This window comes from Streptomyces sp. WAC07094, from assembly GCF_036320405.1.
GTDB classification, from domain to species: Bacteria; Actinomycetota; Actinomycetes; order Streptomycetales; family Streptomycetaceae; genus Streptomyces; species Streptomyces lannensis.
The window spans coordinates 5967014-5983820 of the sequence record NZ_JAVMJZ010000001.1 but is presented as its reverse complement, the minus strand read 5'-3'; the positions used below and the strand labels follow the sequence as shown (position 1 = coordinate 5983820).

Genomic DNA, 16807 nt, shown 5'->3' with positions numbered 1-16807 from the left:
CATGTACGTAGCGGACAGCCGCGCGAGCACGCCGTCCGCGGAAGGCGCCGTCCGGCAGGGTCTCGCCGGGCGGCGCCGCCACGCGGTCGCGCCCACCGTCCTCGCCCTCGGCACGGTCAGCCTGGTCACCGACGTCTCCTCGGAGATGGTCACGGCGGTGCTTCCGCTGTACCTGGTGGCGGGGCTCGGACTGTCGCCGCTGGGCTTCGGACTGCTCGACGGCATCTACAACGGTTTCTCCGCACTCGTCCGGCTCGCCGGGGGGCACCTCGCCGACCGCGGCGGCGGCCGGCACAAATGGGTGGCCGGACTCGGTTACGGCATCTCGGCGCTGTGCAAACCCCTGCTGCTGGTCGCCCACACCCTGACGCCGATCGGCCTGATCCTGGCCGCCGACCGCACCGGCAAGGGGCTGCGCACCGCCCCGCGCGACGCCCTGATCTCGCTCTCCAGCACACCGGAGACCCGTGGCCGGGCCTTCGGCGTACACCGCGCGATGGACACCGCGGGCGCGCTGTTCGGCCCGCTCGTGGCGTTCCTGATCCTGCGGGCCACGGTCGACGGGTACGACGCGGTGTTCACGGTGAGCTTCTGTGTGGCCGTGGCGGGCGTCCTGGTGCTGGTGCTGTTCGTGCCGGGCGGAGCGTCCACCCCGGCGGCCCCCGAGGGCCCCCGGCCGACGCTGCGCGCCGCCCTGGCCCTGCTGCGCCGCCGTGATCTGCGCCGCATCACGATCTGCGCGCTGCTGCTGGGTCTGGCGACGGTCAGCGACTCGTTCGTCTATCTGCTGCTGCAACGGCGCCTCGGGGTCCCCGACCGCTGGTTCGCGCTGCTGCCGCTCGGAACGGCCGCCGCCTTCCTGCTCCTCGCCGTGCCGCTCGGCCGACTGGCCGACCGGGTGGGCCGCTGGCGGATCTTCCTGGCCGGCCACGGCGCCCTGCTCCTGGCGTACGGCCTGCTGCTCACCTCCTGGCACGGCACCGCCCTGCCCTACACGGTCCTCGCCCTGCACGGCACCTTCTACGCGGCCACCGACGGCGTCCTCATGGCGGCGGCCTCCGACGGCGTGCCCGAGGCACTGCGCTCGTCCGGGCTGGCCGTCGTACAGACCGGGCAGGCCCTGGCCCGGTTCGCCTGCTCGCTGCTCTTCGGCGCGGCGTGGACGGTATGGGGCGACCGCACGGCGCTGGCGGCGTCGACCGCGGCGCTCGCGGTCTGCGCGGTCTTCTCCTTCACCCTCCGCCCGACCCGGGAGCACGTCTCATGACCCTGCGGTCCCGCATCCTGGTCCTGGCGTCGGCCGTCGTCGTCCTGACGGCGGTCGCGCTGGGGGCCGTCCTGCACGCGTCGGCGCGGGCCGAGCGCCGCGACCACACCCAGGCGGGGGGTCCCCGGGTCGCAGCGGGCCGGGTCACGCTGACGGATCCGGGCCGGCTGGTGTTCCGTAACATGGCCTGGGGCCCGCACCGCGACGAACTGACCTCGGTCCCGGCGACGGCGCCGGGCGGCCCGCGGACCGCGTCAGGCGTCAAGTGCCTGCGCTTCTACGCCGACTCGGGCACGGGCGTGTGTCTCCAGGCGGTGCACGGCCCGGTGTCGGACACCTACCGCGCGCTGATCCTGGACGCCCGGCTGCACACCACGGCCCACTACGACGTGCCGGGCATCCCCTCCCGCGCCCGGGTCTCCCCCAGCGGCCGCTTCGCCGCCTGGACGGCGTTCGTGGGCGGCGACTCGTACGCGGGCACGAACTTCTCCACGCGCACCGCGATCGTGGACACCGCGACGGGCCGGCTGATCCCGTCGCTGGAGCAGTTCCGCATCATGAAGGACGGCCGTGCCTACCGGTCCCCCGACGTCAACTTCTGGGGCGTGACCTTCTCGGCGGACGACCGCACCTTCTACGCGACCCTGGCCACGAAGGGGAAGACCTATCTGATCCGCGGCGATCTGACGACGAACACGGTGACGACGCTGCACCCGAACGTGGAGTGCCCGTCACTCTCCCCCGACGGCACCCGCATCGCCTACAAGAAGCGTGTGGCGGGCCTGCCCGCGGACGCCCCCTGGCGCCTGTACGTCCTCGATCTGCGCACGATGCGCGAGACCCCGCTCGCGGAGGAGCGGAGCGTCGACGACCAGGCGGTGTGGCGGGACGCGCACACGATCGTGTACGCGCTGCCCGGCGACTACGGGGCCGATCTGTACCGGGTTCCCGCGGACGGCACGGGCGCCCCGCAGCGGATCGGCTCGGCGGCGGTGTCCCCGGCGTACCTCCACTGAACGCCGGGCCACCACCGTAGAAGCACGGCATCGCGTTGGTGTGTGACCGGCCTTGGGCCGGCCGTCGACCCAGTACTGCCCCACCGTGCCCACGATTCCGACCCAGGACAGCCCAGGAGCCTGTCCCGCATCCAGACCGGCTCACTTGGAATCAAGTCAGGTTGATCCTCGGAACCGCGACAGCCCGCACCGGGCCGCGCAGAGGCGCGGCCGGCCCGGACTCCCGCCGATGACCGACGATCGATAAGCGATTACCGGTGACCGGTGTTCAACGGTCGATTACCGATGACTGATCAGGGCGGCTGGTCCTAGGATCTGATCGCGCATCCGATGGGGATGCCGCTCGAGTGGGGGATGGAACCTAGTGCAACTGCGTTTCGCGCGCCGTGCCGTGGCGATGGCCGCGGTGCTGGGCGCATCGGTGGGGCTCACGCTGTCCATGGGGGCGCCTGCCAGGGCCGACGACCCGGTGGTGACGTTGCAGCAGCCGGCTCCGGTGGCCCTCGCCCCGGCCGACATGACGGGGGTGGCGAAGACGGCCCAGCCGTACTTCGACTTCCGCACGACGGGACCGCTGGACAACCAGGCCACGCTGACGATCGACGTGACACAGCTCGCGACGATCGCCCGCGTGACCTTCTCGGACAACTGCACCGTGAAACAGCATGTGGCCACGTGCAATGAATGGCTCTGGGACCCGGACGGGTCGAGCTCCACAGTCGGTGCCTCGACCCAGATGACGATCCGGGCCCTGCCGGGCGCCGTCATCGGGTCGACCGCCGGATACACGGTGAGCGGCACCGCCGACGGTGCGACGATCGTCGGCGGCCGGGGATCGGTGGAGATCGGCGGCCCGGCCTACAACCAGGCTCAGCCGAAGAACCTCACGGGCGTCGCCGTGGGTTCGGCCCTCACCGTTCCGGTGCGCTTCACCAACATCGGTGACCGGCCGGCGGACTCCACACAGGTGTTGCTGATGGCATCGCCGGGGCTGAGCTTCACCAAGCACTATGCGAACTGCATGTACAGCACGGGCTTCAGCACGCGGGAGGCGCAGGCGGCGCTGTGCACCGTCCCCGGCCAGGTGCTGCCCGGGGAAAAGGCCGCAGTGAGCCCGGCACCCAGGGTGCGGGTCGAGTCGAGCGCGTACTACACGTACCTGGACGCGCAGATCGCGCCGACCGGCGACGCCGGTCTCCAGTCACTGGCGGCCGGCCGCCAGTGGACGCAAGGCACCGGCGGACTGCTGACGCTGAAGGTCATCACGCCGGGGATCGCGACGGACGCGCCGTCCGGCACCGTGTCGCTACCCATGACCGGTTCCCGCGGCAACTACCGGGTGACCAGTCTCCGGGCCGACAACACGGCCGACTTCGCTGTCACGGGCGACAGCGCGACGGCAGCGCAGGGCGACACCGTGACGATGAACTTCAGCATGGTGAACAACGGCCCGGCGACGATCTTCTACCGCAGCGGCGACACCATCGGAGCCGAGGTCGACCTGCCGCCCGGCACCCACGTGGTGAGCACGTCCGCCAACTGCCGGCCGATGAGGGACGGCAGGCCGGAGGGTCCGTACGACTGCGAGGGGGCCGACATCGTCACCCCTGCCGGCACGGTCGCGCACTTCTCCATCACCTTGCAGGTGGACGAGGTCATCGCGGGCGCGCAGGGCTCGGTCTCGATGGAGTGGAGCCCCGACGGCAGTTACCGTCCGCCGTTCGACCCGGACGCGGCGGACGACACGGCCGTACTGACCCTCAACTGATCCGTTCCGTATCGCCTCCCCGGCCGGCCTTCGTGTGCGGAGGCCGGCCGGAACCGTTGCGGCCGGGCGGCGGGTCGGCCGGGCGACGGGCGCTGCGGCGAGTTTCAGCCGGGCTTCAGGCCGCGCCGGTGGAGAGAAGTCTCAGGCGCGGGTCCATATGTGCATCACTCCGAAGTCGGAGGTCGCGTACGTGTACCAGGTGCCGTCGGCCAGGGCCTGGGCGGCGCTCGTCACAGGGAGTGGGTACGTGATCTGCTCGGGGGTCTGCTGTCCGGTCGAGAGCAGCCAGTGGCGACCCACGCCCCACTCCTCGTCGCTCTCGACGGTGCCGGCGATCAGGGTCGTCTCGTCCAGGAAGCCGCCGGCCCAGTCCCAGGCGGCCCAGACTTCGTCGTTCTCGGGTTCGGCTTCCGGATGGCGCGGGACATCCGACTCGACGTCCCACTGTGTGAGGACCGACCCGTCGGCGGTGTCGTGCACCGCGAGCGTGCCCTGGTCGTGGGACACGGTCATGAAGCGCTCGCCGGACGGGTTCAGCCCGATCAGCACGAGGTCCTGGCCGTCGAAGTAGTTCACGGCCAGGGTCCGACCGTCCCAGCGCCCCCAGCGCAGGGGCGCCCCGTCCTGGCCCTCCCCGATGCTCAGCCCCATCTGCCCCGGGTCCGGATGGGCCAGGTGCTCGCTTCCTGCCGCCGCGGCGCAGGCGTCCACCCGGGCGAGCACCCGACCGTCGTCAGCCGAGATGATCAGCCACTCGTCAATCACCCCGTCCTCCAGCTCGCCCTCCGGCAGCGGGCCACGCACATGTGCCCACACCAGCCGGCCGTCCGACGAGAACCCGGCCGAACCGCGCTCCGGATACTTGTGATCGGGCCGGTCGGCATACTCCTCGTACGACTCGTGCATCTCCAGGCAGGCGCCGTGCCAACACCCATGCCGGATCTCCCAGCGCACGGTTCCCGACGGCTCCACCGCCCGTACGGCGTGCACGCCCGCGAAGACGGCGAGACTTCCGTCCGGCGCCACGGCCCACGTCCCCCTCCGCTGCGGCCACGGCGCCGGAAACCTGACCGACGCCTCTTCAGATGTACCGAGCGCGTACGAGTCGTCCAGGGGGACCCACAGTGCCTCCCGGTCGCCACGCTGCAACAACGCCGTACGACCGGCCGGCCGTGAAAGCTCCGGTGCCTGCGCCTCGGAGGCGGACAGTGGCGCGGTCAACGTGGCGACCAGACGGGCAGCGACAGGGGACACGGAACTCTCCGGGGCAGGGCGGATGTCTGTATGCGGCGAACAGTACGACACGGCAATGACATCGCCCGAGGCACCGGCGGGGAACGCACACCACGCAGTTGGATACTCGTCCCATCGCTCAGGTGCTGTCGCTCGGCCCGCGGCCTCGGCCTCAACTGGCCCTGACCGGATAATCGAGCTCCTGCCCCGGCAGAACATCGCTCCCGGCCGCGCACCACAGCCGACGCATCAGCTCCCCCCTTCACATTCCGGAACGTTCAACGCATCGTAGGGTCCTCCTACCGGTCCCGAGACGCGCAGCAAGGAAGACCGCGGTGGGACACCGGCATGCTCCGACACATCACTTCGGCGCCGTGTCCTTGCAACTCTCCGAAACCTTCACCACGTCGAAGATGACTCGGAGATTGGTGATCTGCTGGTTCGGGCGCGGCTGGGAGTTGCAGATCTTCCACGCGGCCGGGTCGTCCACCGGACGGCCCTGTCCGCTCGCATCCTTGAAGGTCATGTCGAGTTCGGAACCCATCTGCTCGTACGCGCGCCCGGCGTTGCCGCCGATGACATCGGGCATGATGGCGGCGACAGGCTCGGGTGCTGCCGAACGACGCGTTTCGGCGGACCTCGATCCGGTTGTGGTGCTCGCCGAGTCATCCGGCACGGACGACGCCCCGCAGGCGGTGACCGAGGCCAGGAGCGTGGCGACAAGGGCGGATCTCAGTAGCTTGGTGACGGTCATGTTTCCCCCTGGGCGTGACGGCAGTTCGGAAAATCGTTCACCGTGAGGCACGAGGAAGTACCGCCTCCTAGATCAACTCTAAGCCGCCGTCGCCCGAACCCCGCCACGCTCGCGTTCCTGGCCGCGGTCGTGGCTCGGGGCGTGGTCACCGCCGTCCGCTCGACAGGCGGCAGCGACGGCGAGACCGCCGCGAAGAACATCGCCAAGGCCCGGAGCAACCGCCGCTGACGCCTGCTCCTCGCCCAGCAGTGTCCAGCCCTACTCGGGCAGGGGGAGCAGGCTGCCGCTCCAGCGCTCGTCGTCATCCCCGGCCGTCGTCACGCGCAGCCCGAAGGCGTTCTCCGCCAGGGCCAGCACGCTGTGCAGCGGATCGGACCGGCCGGGGATGAGCCCGAGCGGACGCATGAACGCGTCGAGCCGCTGCGGGTCCAGGCCGGTCGGTTCGATCGGCTGGAGCGTGTGGAAGTCGGCGATGATGTCGCCGTTGACCGCGTACTTGAACCAGTGCATCGGCTTTTCGTTGTGGTGCAGAGCAACGGCCTCGGCCCCCCGCGAGACTTCGGACAGGATCCGCGCGTCCAGCCCGTGGCTGCCGCCCTGCTCCCACGCCCACGTCCACGCACCGTCGGTGCCGGTCGTCGCCACGGGCTCGTCCTCGTCGTACAGGGTGTCGTCGAAGTCGTCGTGCAGATCCATGGGATCGCGCAGCGCCAGCGTGTCCGGATCGACTCCCATACGGGTCAGCAACTCCGTGGGGGACAGGCCCTTGGCGAAGGTCAGCGTGTAGATGGGGATATCGCCGCGAATTGATCCAGACCACGGCCCGTAGCGCTACTCGTCATGCCCGGGATGCTGTCACGCCCCCCTGACACCCCGGCCGAACGCCGGCGGTGGGCTCGGGCAACCGCACTCCTCGGTAGGCGTTCCCATGGGTCGGTAGACGATGGGCGCCCCGTTCACTCAGCGCCCTTTCGGCAAGAGGATGGCACAGAGCGCCCTGAGCAATGTGTCGTTTCGCCATCGCACTAGACTCCCGGCTGCACTAAAGAGGGGAGCCCTTAGATGACGCCATACCAACTAAGCGTAGAAATGGGCCAGTTGGACCTCTACGTCGTTTTGGCGCTCGTAGCCATCTGGCTTGCGACGGGCCGATGGCGGTACCACCCGAGCCCTGAAGGGAGGAGCGCCGAGGAGGTCGAAGCCGAGTCGCGGCGCCGTTCGCGATTGGTCAACCGTTCGATTCTTGCTGCCGCCACGTTGTGGTTCCTGACGGACGTCATCATCACCGTGTGGGCCTCGTGAAAGCCGACCGCTCCGCACCCGTCAGGAAAAGGAACGGCCGAAGTGCGCCGGTGAAACGGTACCTGGTCGCACAACTCTCGCAGTTTCGCTGCCCAGTTCAACTGTGTGCGCCCCTCTCCGAGGAGCATCGATAAGCTCCGTTAACCACCGCGCCGCCGCTCAGATTGCGCGTTTCAGGCCGAAGCTCCGTAGGGGAAAGTCGTGACTCACGTGTTCGACAAAGCGCTGACGCCCTACCTCGGCCACAGCGATCCCGGGTTCACACTCCGGGTCTACACCCACCCATGCCGAGCAGCGACGCGCGGGCGCGGAAGGCCGTGGACTGCCTCTACGAAGGCGCCGATCCGGCGCCGGACGGCCCAGAGACGGCCCAGGGTGCGTGAGACGCACTGGGGCCGACGGTCCAGACCGTCGGCCCCATGCGCCGTCTCCGCGAGGAACCCGCCCTGACCTGCTCCTACAGCACCGGCAGATTCTTCCGCAGCTCGAACGCGGTCACCTCGGACCGGTACTCGTGCCACTCCGCCTGCTTGTTGCGCAGGAAGAAGTCGAAGACGTGCTCTCCCAGCGTCTCGGCGACCAGGTCGCTGCGCTGCATCAGCGTCAGTGCCTCGCCGAGGTTCTGCGGCAGGGGCTCGATGCCCATCGCGCGGCGCTCGGCGTCCGTCAGGGCCCAGACGTCGTCCTCGGCGCCCGGCGGGAGTTCGTAGCCCTCCTCGATGCCCTTCAGGCCGGCGGCCAGCAGGACCGCGTAGGCGAGGTACGGGTTGGCGCCCGCGTCGATCGAGCGGACCTCGACCCGGGCCGAACCGGTCTTGCCCGGCTTGTACATCGGGACCCGGACCAGGGCCGAACGGTTGTTGTGGCCCCAGCAGATGTACGACGGCGCCTCGCCGCCGGCTCCCGCGGTGCGCTCGGAGCCGCCCCAGATGCGCTTGTAGGAGTTGACCCACTGGTTGGTGACCGCCGAGATCTCCGCCGCGTGCCGCAGCAGACCGGCGATGAAGGAGCGGCCGACCTTGGAGAGCTGGTACTCGGCTCCGGACTCGTAGAACGCGTTGCGGTCGCCCTCGAAGAGGGACAGGTGCGTGTGCATGCCGGAGCCCGGGTGCTCGGAGAACGGCTTCGGCATGAACGTCGCCTGCACGCCCTGCTCCAGCGCCACCTGCTTCATGACCAGGCGGAACGTCATGATGTTGTCGGCCGTGGACAGCGCGTCCGCGTACCGCAGGTCGATCTCCTGCTGCCCCGGCGCGCCCTCGTGGTGGGAGAACTCCACGGAGATGCCCATCGACTCCAGCATCGTGATCGCCTGGCGGCGGAAGTCCATGCCGATGTTCTGGGGCGTGTGGTCGAAGTAGCCGGAGTTGTCGGCCGGGGTCGGGCGGCTGCCGTCGAGGGGCCGGTCCTTCAGCAGGAAGAACTCGATCTCCGGGTGGGTGTAGAAGGTGAACCCCAGGTCGGAGGTGCGGGCGAGGGCCCGCTTGAGCACATACCTGGGATCCGCGAAGGACGGCGAGCCGTCCGGCATGAGGATGTCGCAGAACATACGGGCCGTGCCCGGGGCCTCGGCCCGCCACGGCAGGACCTGGAACGTCGACGGGTCCGGCTTGGCGATCATGTCGGATTCGTAGACCCGCGCGAACCCCTCGATGGCCGAGCCGTCGAAGCCGATGCCCTCGTCGAAGGCCTGCTCCAGTTCGGCGGGCGCCACGGCCACGGACTTGAGGAAACCCAGCACGTCCGTGAACCACAGGCGTACGAAACGGATGTCGCGCTCCTCCAACGTACGGAGCACGAACTCCTGCTGCTTGTCCATCTTCCGCTTCCCCATCCTTGCTGGTCAGGCCGCCTGCCGGTAGCACGCGAGAGGCGGTCGGGCACCTGAGCATCACACCACAACACCGTTTCGTCCGCGTTGCGGACCTTGATCGGCCGGCCGACTCCGGACCGAACACCCCGCAACCCGGCGATGTCCTGCTCTGCCGCCCATCTTGCCTGTTCGTCGGCCCATGTGTAATGGCCGACCCCTTCCCACCGCACCCCACCTTTAATTTGCATCTCAGATGCAACTTTTATTACCGTGTCGAGTGGCCGAAGGGCCGAGCCCTCCCTCCACGAAGGAGTCCCGATGCTGTCCGAACAGTCCGCCGCCACCGTGCGCGCCACCCTCCCCGCCGTCGGCGCCTCCCTCGGGGAGATCACCGAGCGCTTCTACGACGGGCTGTTCACCGCCCATCCGGAACTGCTGCGCGACCTCTTCAACCGTGGCAATCAGGCGGCCGGCACCCAGCGCCAGGCACTGGCCGCCTCGATCGCCGCCTTCGCCGCCCACCTGGTGGAGCACCCGGACGAGCGGCCCGACGTGATGCTGAGCCGCATCGCCCACAAGCACGCGTCCCTCGGTGTGGCACCGGATCAGTACGCGATCGTCCACCAGCACCTCTTCGCCGCCGTCGCGGAGGTCCTCGGGGACGCGATCACTCCCGAGGTCGCGGCCGCCTGGGACGAGGTGTACTGGCTGATGGCGAACGCGCTGATCGCGATCGAGAAGCGGCTGTACGGGGCGAGCGGGCAGACCGGCTGGCGGACGTGGCGGGTGGCCGGGCGCGTCGAGGAGACCGAGGACGTCGCCACCTTCCAGCTCCGCCCGGCCGACGGCGACCCCGTCCCGGACTTCCGCCCGGGCCAGTACGTCTCCGTCCGCGTGGAGCTCCCCGACGGCGCCCGGCAGATCCGCCAGTACAGCCTCTCCGCCGCGCCCGGCTCACCGCTGCGGCAGTTCAGCGTCAAGCGTGTCAGCGGTGGCGCGGCCCCGGACGGGGAGGTCTCGGCCCATCTGCACGCGCACGTGCGCGAGGGTGACGCCCTCGAGCTGTCCGCGCCCTACGGCGACCTGGTCCTGGACGCCACCGAGGCCCCCATGCTGCTGGCCTCCGCCGGCATCGGCGTGACACCGATGATCGCCATGCTGGAGGAGCTGGCCCGCACCGGCCACGGCTCACCTGTCACCGTCGTGCACGCGGACCGCTCGCCCGCCGCGCACGCCCTGCGCGCCGACCACGAGGGCTTCGCGGCCAAGCTGCCGGACGCCGACGTGCACTTCTGGTACGAGGAGGGCGCCCACGAATCCGCCCGCACCGGCCGTGTCGACCTCGCCACGGTGCCGGTCGCACCGGGCACGCGCGCCTACCTGTGCGGTCCGCTGCCCTTCATGCGGGCGGTACGCACCCAGCTCATCGACAAGGGTGTGGCGCCCGCGGACATCCACTACGAGGTGTTCGGGCCGGACCTCTGGCTTGCCCAGGGCTGACGAAGCTCCCCGGGCCGGACGCCCGCGGCCGGACCGGCCGCGCGCGGTTCAGGAAGGCCGGGGGGAGAGCCCCAGCAGCAGCGGTCCTGTCGGGGCGGCCACCACGTCCTCGACCGTCAGCGGGTCCAGCGAGGCGAAGAACGCCTCCTGGGCCCGTCGCAGCGCGCCCCGCAACCGGCACCCGGTGTGCAGCGGGCAGGGCGTGGCGCCCTCGCAGTCGACGACGTCCCCGTCGCCCTCGAAGGCGCGGACGACCGCACCCACCGACGCCGTACGCCCGGCGTCGGTCAGCGTGAGCCCGCCGCCACGGCCGCGCCGGGCTTCGAGCAGCCCCATGTGCTGCAGTTCGGCGACGACCTTCGCGGCGTGCGTGTAGGGCACGTCCATGGCCGCCGCGACCTCGCGGGTCGTGGGGTTGGAGCCGCCGGCGACGGCGAGCCTCATCAGGACACGCAGTGCCAGGTCGGTGGAGCGCAACAGCCGCATGCCGCCAGCGTAAATAATGCGCATCCACGCTTCAAATTATCGGCAGAAAAGTCTCTTGTTCGGCCATTCCCGTGCCCGCCGTAGGTGAGGGCTCCCCCGCCCCACTACGATCAGCCGTCCCGAACGTCCCTCCCTCAAAGGACTCCGCATGGGCTCCGCGAACAAGACCGGCTCCTCCGCCGACCGCAGGGCGCGCATAGAGGAGATGCGCCGTGCCGAGCGCGCACGCGAGCGCCGCAACCGGATCGTCACCGTCGCCGCGAGCGTGGTCGTCGTCGCCGGTCTCGCCGTCGGCGGTGTCGTCCTGCTCCAGTCGCAGTCCGGGGACAAGGCCTCCGCGGCGAGCGACGACAAGGGTTCGGGCCGGTTCGTCACCGGCGCGGACGGGGTGAGGACCTGGAAGGGGACGCTGGGCCGCACCCACACCAGCAAGACCGTGTCCTACCCGATGGAGCCCCCGGTCGGCGGCGACCACAATCCGGTCTGGCAGAACTGCAACGGCGACGTCTACACCAAACCCGTCAACAACATGAACGCGGTGCACTCGCTCGAGCACGGGGCGGTCTGGGTGACGTACAACAGCAAGGCGCCCAAGGCCGACGTCGACGCGCTGACGGCCAAGGTCAGGAAGACGCCGTACACGCTGATGAGCCCCGTCGAGGACCAGAAGGACCCGATCATGCTCTCCGCCTGGGCCCACCAGCGCACGGTGAAGAGCGCGAGCGACCCGGCCGTCGACGCGTTCTTCGCCCAGTTCGTCCAGGGCTCCCAGACGCCCGAGCCGGGGGCCGCGTGCACCGGTGGGCTGGGGCAATGAGGCACGTCGGCTGGATCGCCGGGGCAGCCGCGGCGGCGCTCGTCGCGGCCGGGGCGATCACGTACGCGGTCGCCGAGGACGCCGGGCCCACGGCGAAAGCGCCCACCGTCGACTCCGCGGACGCGGGCTTCGCCCGGGACATGGCGGTGCACCACCAGCAGGCCGTCGAGATGTCGTACATCGTGCGCGACCGCACTGAGGACGGCGAAGTGCGCCGACTCGCCTACGACATCGCGCAGACGCAGGCCAACCAGCGGGGCATGCTGCTGGGTTGGCTCGACCTGTGGGGACTGCCGAAGGTGTCCGCCGATCCGCCGATGACCTGGATGGGCATGGGTGACATGCCCCCCGGCGAGGACGGCGCGCTGATGCCCGGCATGGCGACGAACACCGAGATGAAAAAGCTCGGCACACTGCAGGGCAAGCAGGCCGAGGTCCTCTACCTCCAGATGATGACCGACCATCACAGGGGCGGCATCCACATGGCCGAGGGCTGTGTCGCCAAGTGCACGGTGGGCGTGGAAAAGAGGCTCGCGCAGGGCATGGTCGACGCACAGCAGTCGGAGATCGAGCTGATGGCCACGATGCTCAAGGAGCGCGGCGTGAAGCCGCGCGACTAGCGGGGCTCCCCGGACGGGGTCCGAAGCCCCGTTGGACCTCTCCGCACCTCCCGGTGAGAGGGCGCCGGCCCACTCGGGCCGCCTCAACCAGGCCGCAACACGGGGCGGTTCACCGAAACCGCCGCAAACCTCCATGATTCTCTGCCACTTGAGGTCTTCTTGGCCTTTTCATTCCCCTGGCATGAACCGTTCATCGCAAGAGTGGCCTCCATCGTGTGATCCATTCACCGCGCGTTCCACGCGTGGTTCTACGCGGATCGACGACCACTACATGCGAAGAACCGCATCGCAGGGGGTTTTATGAGATCCAACCGCGCCAAGGCGCGCGCCGGCGTGAGCCTGGCAGCGACACTGCCGCTCCTCACAGGCGCACTGGCGCTCGGCATACCCGCGGCCCACGCCGCGGACAACCCCGGCCGTGACGCGCTCGCGGGCACCAGGCCCGTGTGGGCGACGGCCAAGGCGGACAAGGGCGCGACCTCCAACGGCGCCCAGGTCTCCGCCCGCGTGTACCTCGCAGGCCGCGACGCCAAGGGCCTCGCCGCGTACGCGCAGTCCGTGTCGAACCCGGCATCGCCGCTGTACGGCAAGTACCTGAGCGCCAAGCAGACGCAGCAGCGCTTCGGCGCGACCAAGGCCCAGGTGGCCGCGGTGACGTCGTGGCTGAAGTCGGCGGGGCTCCAGGTCACCTCCGTCACTGCGCACTACGTCTCCGTCACCGGCGATGTGGCCGCGGCGGAGAAGGCGTTCGGCACCCAGCTGCACAACTACGCGAAGGGCTCGAAGACCTACCGGGCACCGACGCAGACGGCCTCCGTCCCGGAGAGCCTGAAGGGTGCCGTCCTGACCGTCACCGGTCTGGACAGCGCTCCGCACAAGGCGAGCCACAAGGACGCGCTGCCCCCGCCGGACGCCGTGTTCAAGAACGCCGGGCCGTTCTCCTCGTACTACGGCTCGAACACCGCGAAGACCCTTCCCTCCGCGTACGGCACGAAGATCCCGTACGCCGTCCAGGGCTACACCGGCAAGCAGCTGCGGGCCGCGTACGGCGCCGGGAAGTACACGGGCAAGGGCGTCCGGGTGGCCATCACCGACGCGTACGCCTCGCCGACCATCGCCTTCGACGCGGCCACCTACGCGAAGAAGCACGGTGACGCCGCCTACGGCAGCGGCCGGCTGCACCAGGTGCTGCCGGACACGTACACGAAGACCGAGGAGTGCGGGGCCGCCGGCTGGTACGGCGAGGAGACCCTCGACGTCGAGGCCGTGCACGCGGTCGCGCCCGCCGCCGACATCACGTACGTGGGCGCCGCCTCCTGCTACGACGACGACCTCCTCGACTCGCTCGGCAAGATCGTCGACGGTCACCTGGCCGACATCGTCTCCAACTCCTGGGGCGACATCGAGGCGAACGAGACGCCGGACGTCGCGGCCGCCTACGACCAGGTCTTCCAGTTCGGCGCGGTCGAGGGCATCGGCTTCTACTTCTCCTCCGGCGACAACGGCGACGAGGTCGCCCACACCGGTACGAAGCAGGTCGACACCCCGGCCAACTCCGCCTGGGTGACCGCGGTCGGCGGTACCTCGCTGGCCGTCGGCAAGGGCGACAAGTACCTGTGGGAGACCGGCTGGGGCACGGACAAGGCCAACCTCTCCACCGACGGCAAGAGCTGGGTGGACTTCCCCGGCGCCTACACCTCGGGCGCGGGCGGCGGCACCAGCAAGACCGTGGCGGAGCCCTTCTACCAGAAGGGCGTCGTGCCGGACGCGCTGGCCAAGGCGAACAACGCCACCGGTAACCGCGTCGTCCCGGACATCGCGGCGATCGCCGACCCCAACACCGGCTTCAAGGTCGGCCAGACGCAGACCTTCCCGGACGGGTCGCAGCAGTACAGCGAGTACCGGATCGGCGGCACCTCGCTCGCCGCGCCCGTGATCGCTGCCGTGCAGGCGCTGTCCCAGGAGGCCCGCGGCGGCAAGGCGATCGGCTTCGCCAACCCGGCGATCTACGCCAAGAACGGGTCGAAGGTGTACCACGACGTCACGGACAACCCGACGGGCTCCGGTCTCGCCGTGGCGCGTGTCGACTTCGTCAACGGCTTCGATGCCGCGGACGGCCTCGCCACCTCGGTCCGCAGCCTCGGCAAGGACAGCTCGCTGAGCGCCGTGAAGGGCTACGACGACGTGACCGGTGTGGGCTCGCCCGCTTCCGGCTACGTCAACTCGTGGCGCCGCCGCTGACCGGCGGCCTCACGCGGTCCCGCGTCGCGCCCGTCCTCCGTCACCGGAGGGCGGGCGCGCTGCGTCCGGGCGTTCGTACCGGCGACCGAGGCCGGGAGGTGGCCGGTGCGGCGTAGGCGGCCCGGCGCGACTGCCACGTGGGGCGCCCCACACCCCCATTGTGTCGCTCTGACGATTACTGGAGTCTAGACTGGGCCCGTGCCTCAACTACGCCTCGCCCTGAATCAGATCGACTCGACCGTCGGTGATCTCGCCGCAAACGCCGAGGCGATCCTCCGTTGGACCCGGCACTCCGCCGAACAGGGAGCGCATCTGGTGGCGTTCCCGGAGATGGCGCTGACCGGGTATCCCGTCGAAGACCTCGCCCTGCGGTCCTCCTTCGTCGAGGCCTCCCGCGCCGCCCTGAGGGACCTCGCCGCGCGCCTCGCCGCCGAGGGCTTCGGCGAGCTGCCGGTACTCGTCGGCTACCTCGACCGCTCCGAGACCGCCCAGCCGAAATACGGGCAGCCGGCCGGGTCCCCGCAGAACGCGGCGGCGGTACTGCACCGGGGCGAGGTGGCGCTCACCTTCGCCAAGCACCATCTGCCGAACTACGGCGTCTTCGACGAGTTCCGCTACTTCGTGCCCGGCGACACCATGCCGGTCGTGCGGCTGCACGGTGTCGACATCGCGCTCGCCATCTGCGAGGACCTGTGGCAGGACGGCGGCCGTGTACCGGCCGCGCGGTCCGCGGGGGCGGGCCTGCTGCTGTCGATCAACGCCTCGCCGTACGAGCGCGACAAGGACGACACCCGGCTGGAGCTGGTGCGCAAGCGGGCGCAGGAGGCCGGCTGCACCACCGCCTACCTGGCCATGATCGGCGGTCAGGACGAGCTGGTCTTCGACGGGGACTCGATCGTCGTCGCCCCCGACGGCGAGGTGCTCGCCCGGGCGCCGCAGTTCGCCGAGGGATGCGTGGTCATGGACCTCGACCTGCCGCGGGCGGACCCGGACGCGCCGGCGGGCGTGGTGGACGACGGTCTGCGCATCGACCGGCTGGTGCTGTCCGAGGAGCCGCTGCCGGCGTACGAGCCGGAGCTGACCGGCGGATACGCGGAGCGCCTCGACGACGCGGAGGAGGTCTACTCGGCACTGGTCGTGGGTCTGCGGGCGTACGTGAAGAAGAACGGCTTCCGGTCCGTGCTCATCGGTCTGTCCGGCGGTATCGACTCGGCCCTGGTCGCGGCGATCGCGTGCGACGCGATCGGCGCGGAGAACGTGTACGGCGTGTCGATGCCGTCGAAGTACTCCTCCGAGCACTCGAGGAGCGACGCGGCGGAGCTGGCACGGCGGACGGGCCTGCACTTCCGCACCGTCGCCATCGAGCCGATGTTCGCCGCCTACATGGACGCACTGGGCCTGACCGGGCTGGCGGAGGAGAACCTCCAGTCCCGGCTGCGCGGGACGCTGCTGATGGCGATCTCCAACCAGGAGGGCCACATCGTGCTGGCACCCGGCAACAAGTCGGAGCTGGCGGTGGGCTACTCGACGCTGTACGGCGACTCGGTGGGCGCGTACGGTCCGATCAAGGACGTGTACAAGACGTCGATCTTCCAGCTGGCGCGGTGGCGCAATCGCGCGGCGCAGGAACGGGGGCAGACGCCGCCCGTCCCGGAGAACTCGATCACGAAGCCGCCGAGCGCGGAGCTGCGCCCCGGCCAGGTCGACACCGACTCGCTGCCCGACTACCCGGTGCTGGACGCGATCCTCGACCTGTACGTGGACCGGGACAAGGGCGCGGACGTGATCGTGGCGGCGGGCTTCGAGCGCGAGCTGGTGGTGAAGACCCTGCGTATGGTCGACACCGCGGAGTACAAGCGCCGCCAGTACCCGCCGGGCACGAAGATCTCGGCGAAGGGCTTCGGCAAGGACCGCCGCCTGCCGATCACGAACCGTTGGCGCGAACACGCATGACACCCTCGGGGCCGCCGTCGGTCCGACGGCGGCCCCT

The 16807-nt window shown here is 70.2% G+C and carries 14 protein-coding genes and 1 pseudogene; 10 read left to right on the top strand and 5 right to left on the bottom strand.

Annotated features, from left to right (window positions below; translation table 11 throughout):
* Position 1 precedes the first annotated feature (1 nt).
* From RCR19_RS26465 to RCR19_RS26455, 3 genes are all read left to right on the top strand, one after another.
* Positions 2 to 1267 carry an MFS transporter gene (locus RCR19_RS26465; protein WP_331267393.1) on the top strand — a complete coding sequence of 422 codons (1266 nt, stop codon included), beginning with the start codon at positions 2 to 4 and terminating at the stop codon, positions 1265 to 1267.
* Positions 1264 to 2283 carry a TolB-like translocation protein gene (locus RCR19_RS26460; protein WP_331267392.1) on the top strand — a complete coding sequence of 340 codons (1020 nt, stop codon included), beginning with the start codon at positions 1264 to 1266 and terminating at the stop codon, positions 2281 to 2283. Before RCR19_RS26465 ends, RCR19_RS26460 begins: the two co-directional genes overlap by 4 nt.
* Positions 2284 to 2647: 364 nt before the next feature.
* Positions 2648 to 4051: a hypothetical protein gene (locus tag RCR19_RS26455; protein ID WP_331267391.1), complete on the top strand. Its 1404-nt coding sequence runs from the start codon at positions 2648 to 2650 to the stop codon at positions 4049 to 4051.
* 141 nt (positions 4052 to 4192) lie between these two features.
* Here the strand turns inward: RCR19_RS26455 and RCR19_RS26450 are convergent, their stop codons facing one another.
* On the bottom strand, positions 4193 to 5305 hold the full coding sequence (locus RCR19_RS26450) for a hypothetical protein (RefSeq protein ID WP_331267390.1): 1113 nt from the start codon (positions 5303 to 5305) through the stop codon (positions 4193 to 4195).
* Between the two features lie 340 nt (positions 5306 to 5645).
* Positions 5646 to 6038 (bottom strand): hypothetical protein, encoded by a 393-nt coding sequence (locus tag RCR19_RS26445; protein WP_331267389.1) that lies wholly within the window; start codon positions 6036 to 6038, stop codon positions 5646 to 5648.
* Positions 6039 to 6080: 42 nt separating this feature from the next.
* Between RCR19_RS26445 and RCR19_RS26440 the strand changes: the two genes are divergently transcribed.
* On the top strand, positions 6081 to 6266 hold the full coding sequence (locus RCR19_RS26440; RefSeq protein WP_331267388.1) for a DUF6251 family protein: 186 nt from the start codon (positions 6081 to 6083) through the stop codon (positions 6264 to 6266).
* Between the two features lie 30 nt (positions 6267 to 6296).
* Here the strand turns inward: RCR19_RS26440 and RCR19_RS26435 are convergent, their stop codons facing one another.
* A complete protein-coding gene (locus RCR19_RS26435; protein WP_331267387.1) occupies positions 6297 to 6773 on the bottom strand; it encodes a DUF6461 domain-containing protein in 477 nt (158 codons plus the stop codon).
* Between the two features lie 786 nt (positions 6774 to 7559).
* On the opposite strand from RCR19_RS26435, the pseudogene RCR19_RS26430 reads away from it, so the two are divergent.
* Positions 7560 to 7723, top strand: a pseudogene (locus RCR19_RS26430) (integrase); the annotation flags it as partial.
* A 74-nt stretch (positions 7724 to 7797) separates the two neighbouring features.
* Here the strand turns inward: RCR19_RS26430 and glnA are convergent.
* Positions 7798 to 9159 carry a type I glutamate--ammonia ligase gene (gene glnA, locus RCR19_RS26425; RefSeq protein WP_331267386.1) on the bottom strand — a complete coding sequence of 454 codons (1362 nt, stop codon included), beginning with the start codon at positions 9157 to 9159 and terminating at the stop codon, positions 7798 to 7800.
* 312 nt (positions 9160 to 9471) lie between these two features.
* Here glnA and RCR19_RS26420 point away from each other — a divergent pair, with 312 nt between their 5' ends.
* Positions 9472 to 10653 carry a globin domain-containing protein gene (locus RCR19_RS26420; RefSeq protein WP_331267385.1) on the top strand — a complete coding sequence of 394 codons (1182 nt, stop codon included), beginning with the start codon at positions 9472 to 9474 and terminating at the stop codon, positions 10651 to 10653.
* Positions 10654 to 10701: 48 nt separating this feature from the next.
* Here RCR19_RS26420 and RCR19_RS26415 read toward each other — a convergent pair whose 3' ends face one another.
* Positions 10702 to 11139 carry an Rrf2 family transcriptional regulator gene (locus RCR19_RS26415; protein WP_331267384.1) on the bottom strand — a complete coding sequence of 146 codons (438 nt, stop codon included), beginning with the start codon at positions 11137 to 11139 and terminating at the stop codon, positions 10702 to 10704.
* Positions 11140 to 11287: 148 nt separating this feature from the next.
* On the opposite strand from RCR19_RS26415, the gene RCR19_RS26410 reads away from it, so the two are divergent.
* The 4 genes from RCR19_RS26410 (at position 11288) to RCR19_RS26395 (ending at position 16770) form a co-directional block, all read left to right on the top strand.
* A complete protein-coding gene (locus RCR19_RS26410) occupies positions 11288 to 11956 on the top strand; it encodes a DUF3105 domain-containing protein (RefSeq protein WP_331267383.1) in 669 nt (222 codons plus the stop codon).
* A complete protein-coding gene (locus tag RCR19_RS26405) occupies positions 11953 to 12576 on the top strand; it encodes a DUF305 domain-containing protein (RefSeq protein ID WP_331267382.1) in 624 nt (207 codons plus the stop codon). Before RCR19_RS26410 ends, RCR19_RS26405 begins: the two co-directional genes overlap by 4 nt.
* 300 nt (positions 12577 to 12876) lie before the next feature.
* Positions 12877 to 14817 (top strand): S53 family peptidase, encoded by a 1941-nt coding sequence (locus tag RCR19_RS26400; protein ID WP_331267381.1) that lies wholly within the window; start codon positions 12877 to 12879, stop codon positions 14815 to 14817.
* 198 nt (positions 14818 to 15015) lie between these two features.
* The gene (locus tag RCR19_RS26395) at positions 15016 to 16770 is read left to right on the top strand and encodes an NAD+ synthase (protein ID WP_331267380.1); all 1755 of its coding nucleotides are present in this window, start codon (positions 15016 to 15018) and stop codon (positions 16768 to 16770) included.
* Positions 16771 to 16807 lie beyond the last annotated feature (37 nt).

Bases quoted from the DNA above. Each gene is read 5' to 3' on its own strand.
- RCR19_RS26410 (WP_331267383.1), top strand. From the start codon at position 11,288: ATGGGCTCCGCGAACAAGACCGGCTCCTCCGCCGACCGCAGGGCGCGC.
- glnA (WP_331267386.1), bottom strand. From the start codon at position 9,159: ATGGACAAGCAGCAGGAGTTCGTGCTCCGTACGTTGGAGGAGCGCGAC.
- RCR19_RS26435 (WP_331267387.1), bottom strand. From the start codon at position 6,773: ATGGGAGTCGATCCGGACACGCTGGCGCTGCGCGATCCCATGGATCTG.
- RCR19_RS26445 (WP_331267389.1), bottom strand. From the start codon at position 6,038: ATGACCGTCACCAAGCTACTGAGATCCGCCCTTGTCGCCACGCTCCTG.
- RCR19_RS26405 (WP_331267382.1), top strand. From the start codon at position 11,953: ATGAGGCACGTCGGCTGGATCGCCGGGGCAGCCGCGGCGGCGCTCGTC.
- RCR19_RS26420 (WP_331267385.1), top strand. From the start codon at position 9,472: ATGCTGTCCGAACAGTCCGCCGCCACCGTGCGCGCCACCCTCCCCGCC.
- RCR19_RS26465 (WP_331267393.1), top strand. From the start codon at position 2: ATGTACGTAGCGGACAGCCGCGCGAGCACGCCGTCCGCGGAAGGCGCC.
- RCR19_RS26415 (WP_331267384.1), bottom strand. From the start codon at position 11,139: ATGCGGCTGTTGCGCTCCACCGACCTGGCACTGCGTGTCCTGATGAGG.
- RCR19_RS26460 (WP_331267392.1), top strand. From the start codon at position 1,264: ATGACCCTGCGGTCCCGCATCCTGGTCCTGGCGTCGGCCGTCGTCGTC.
- RCR19_RS26400 (WP_331267381.1), top strand. From the start codon at position 12,877: ATGAGATCCAACCGCGCCAAGGCGCGCGCCGGCGTGAGCCTGGCAGCG.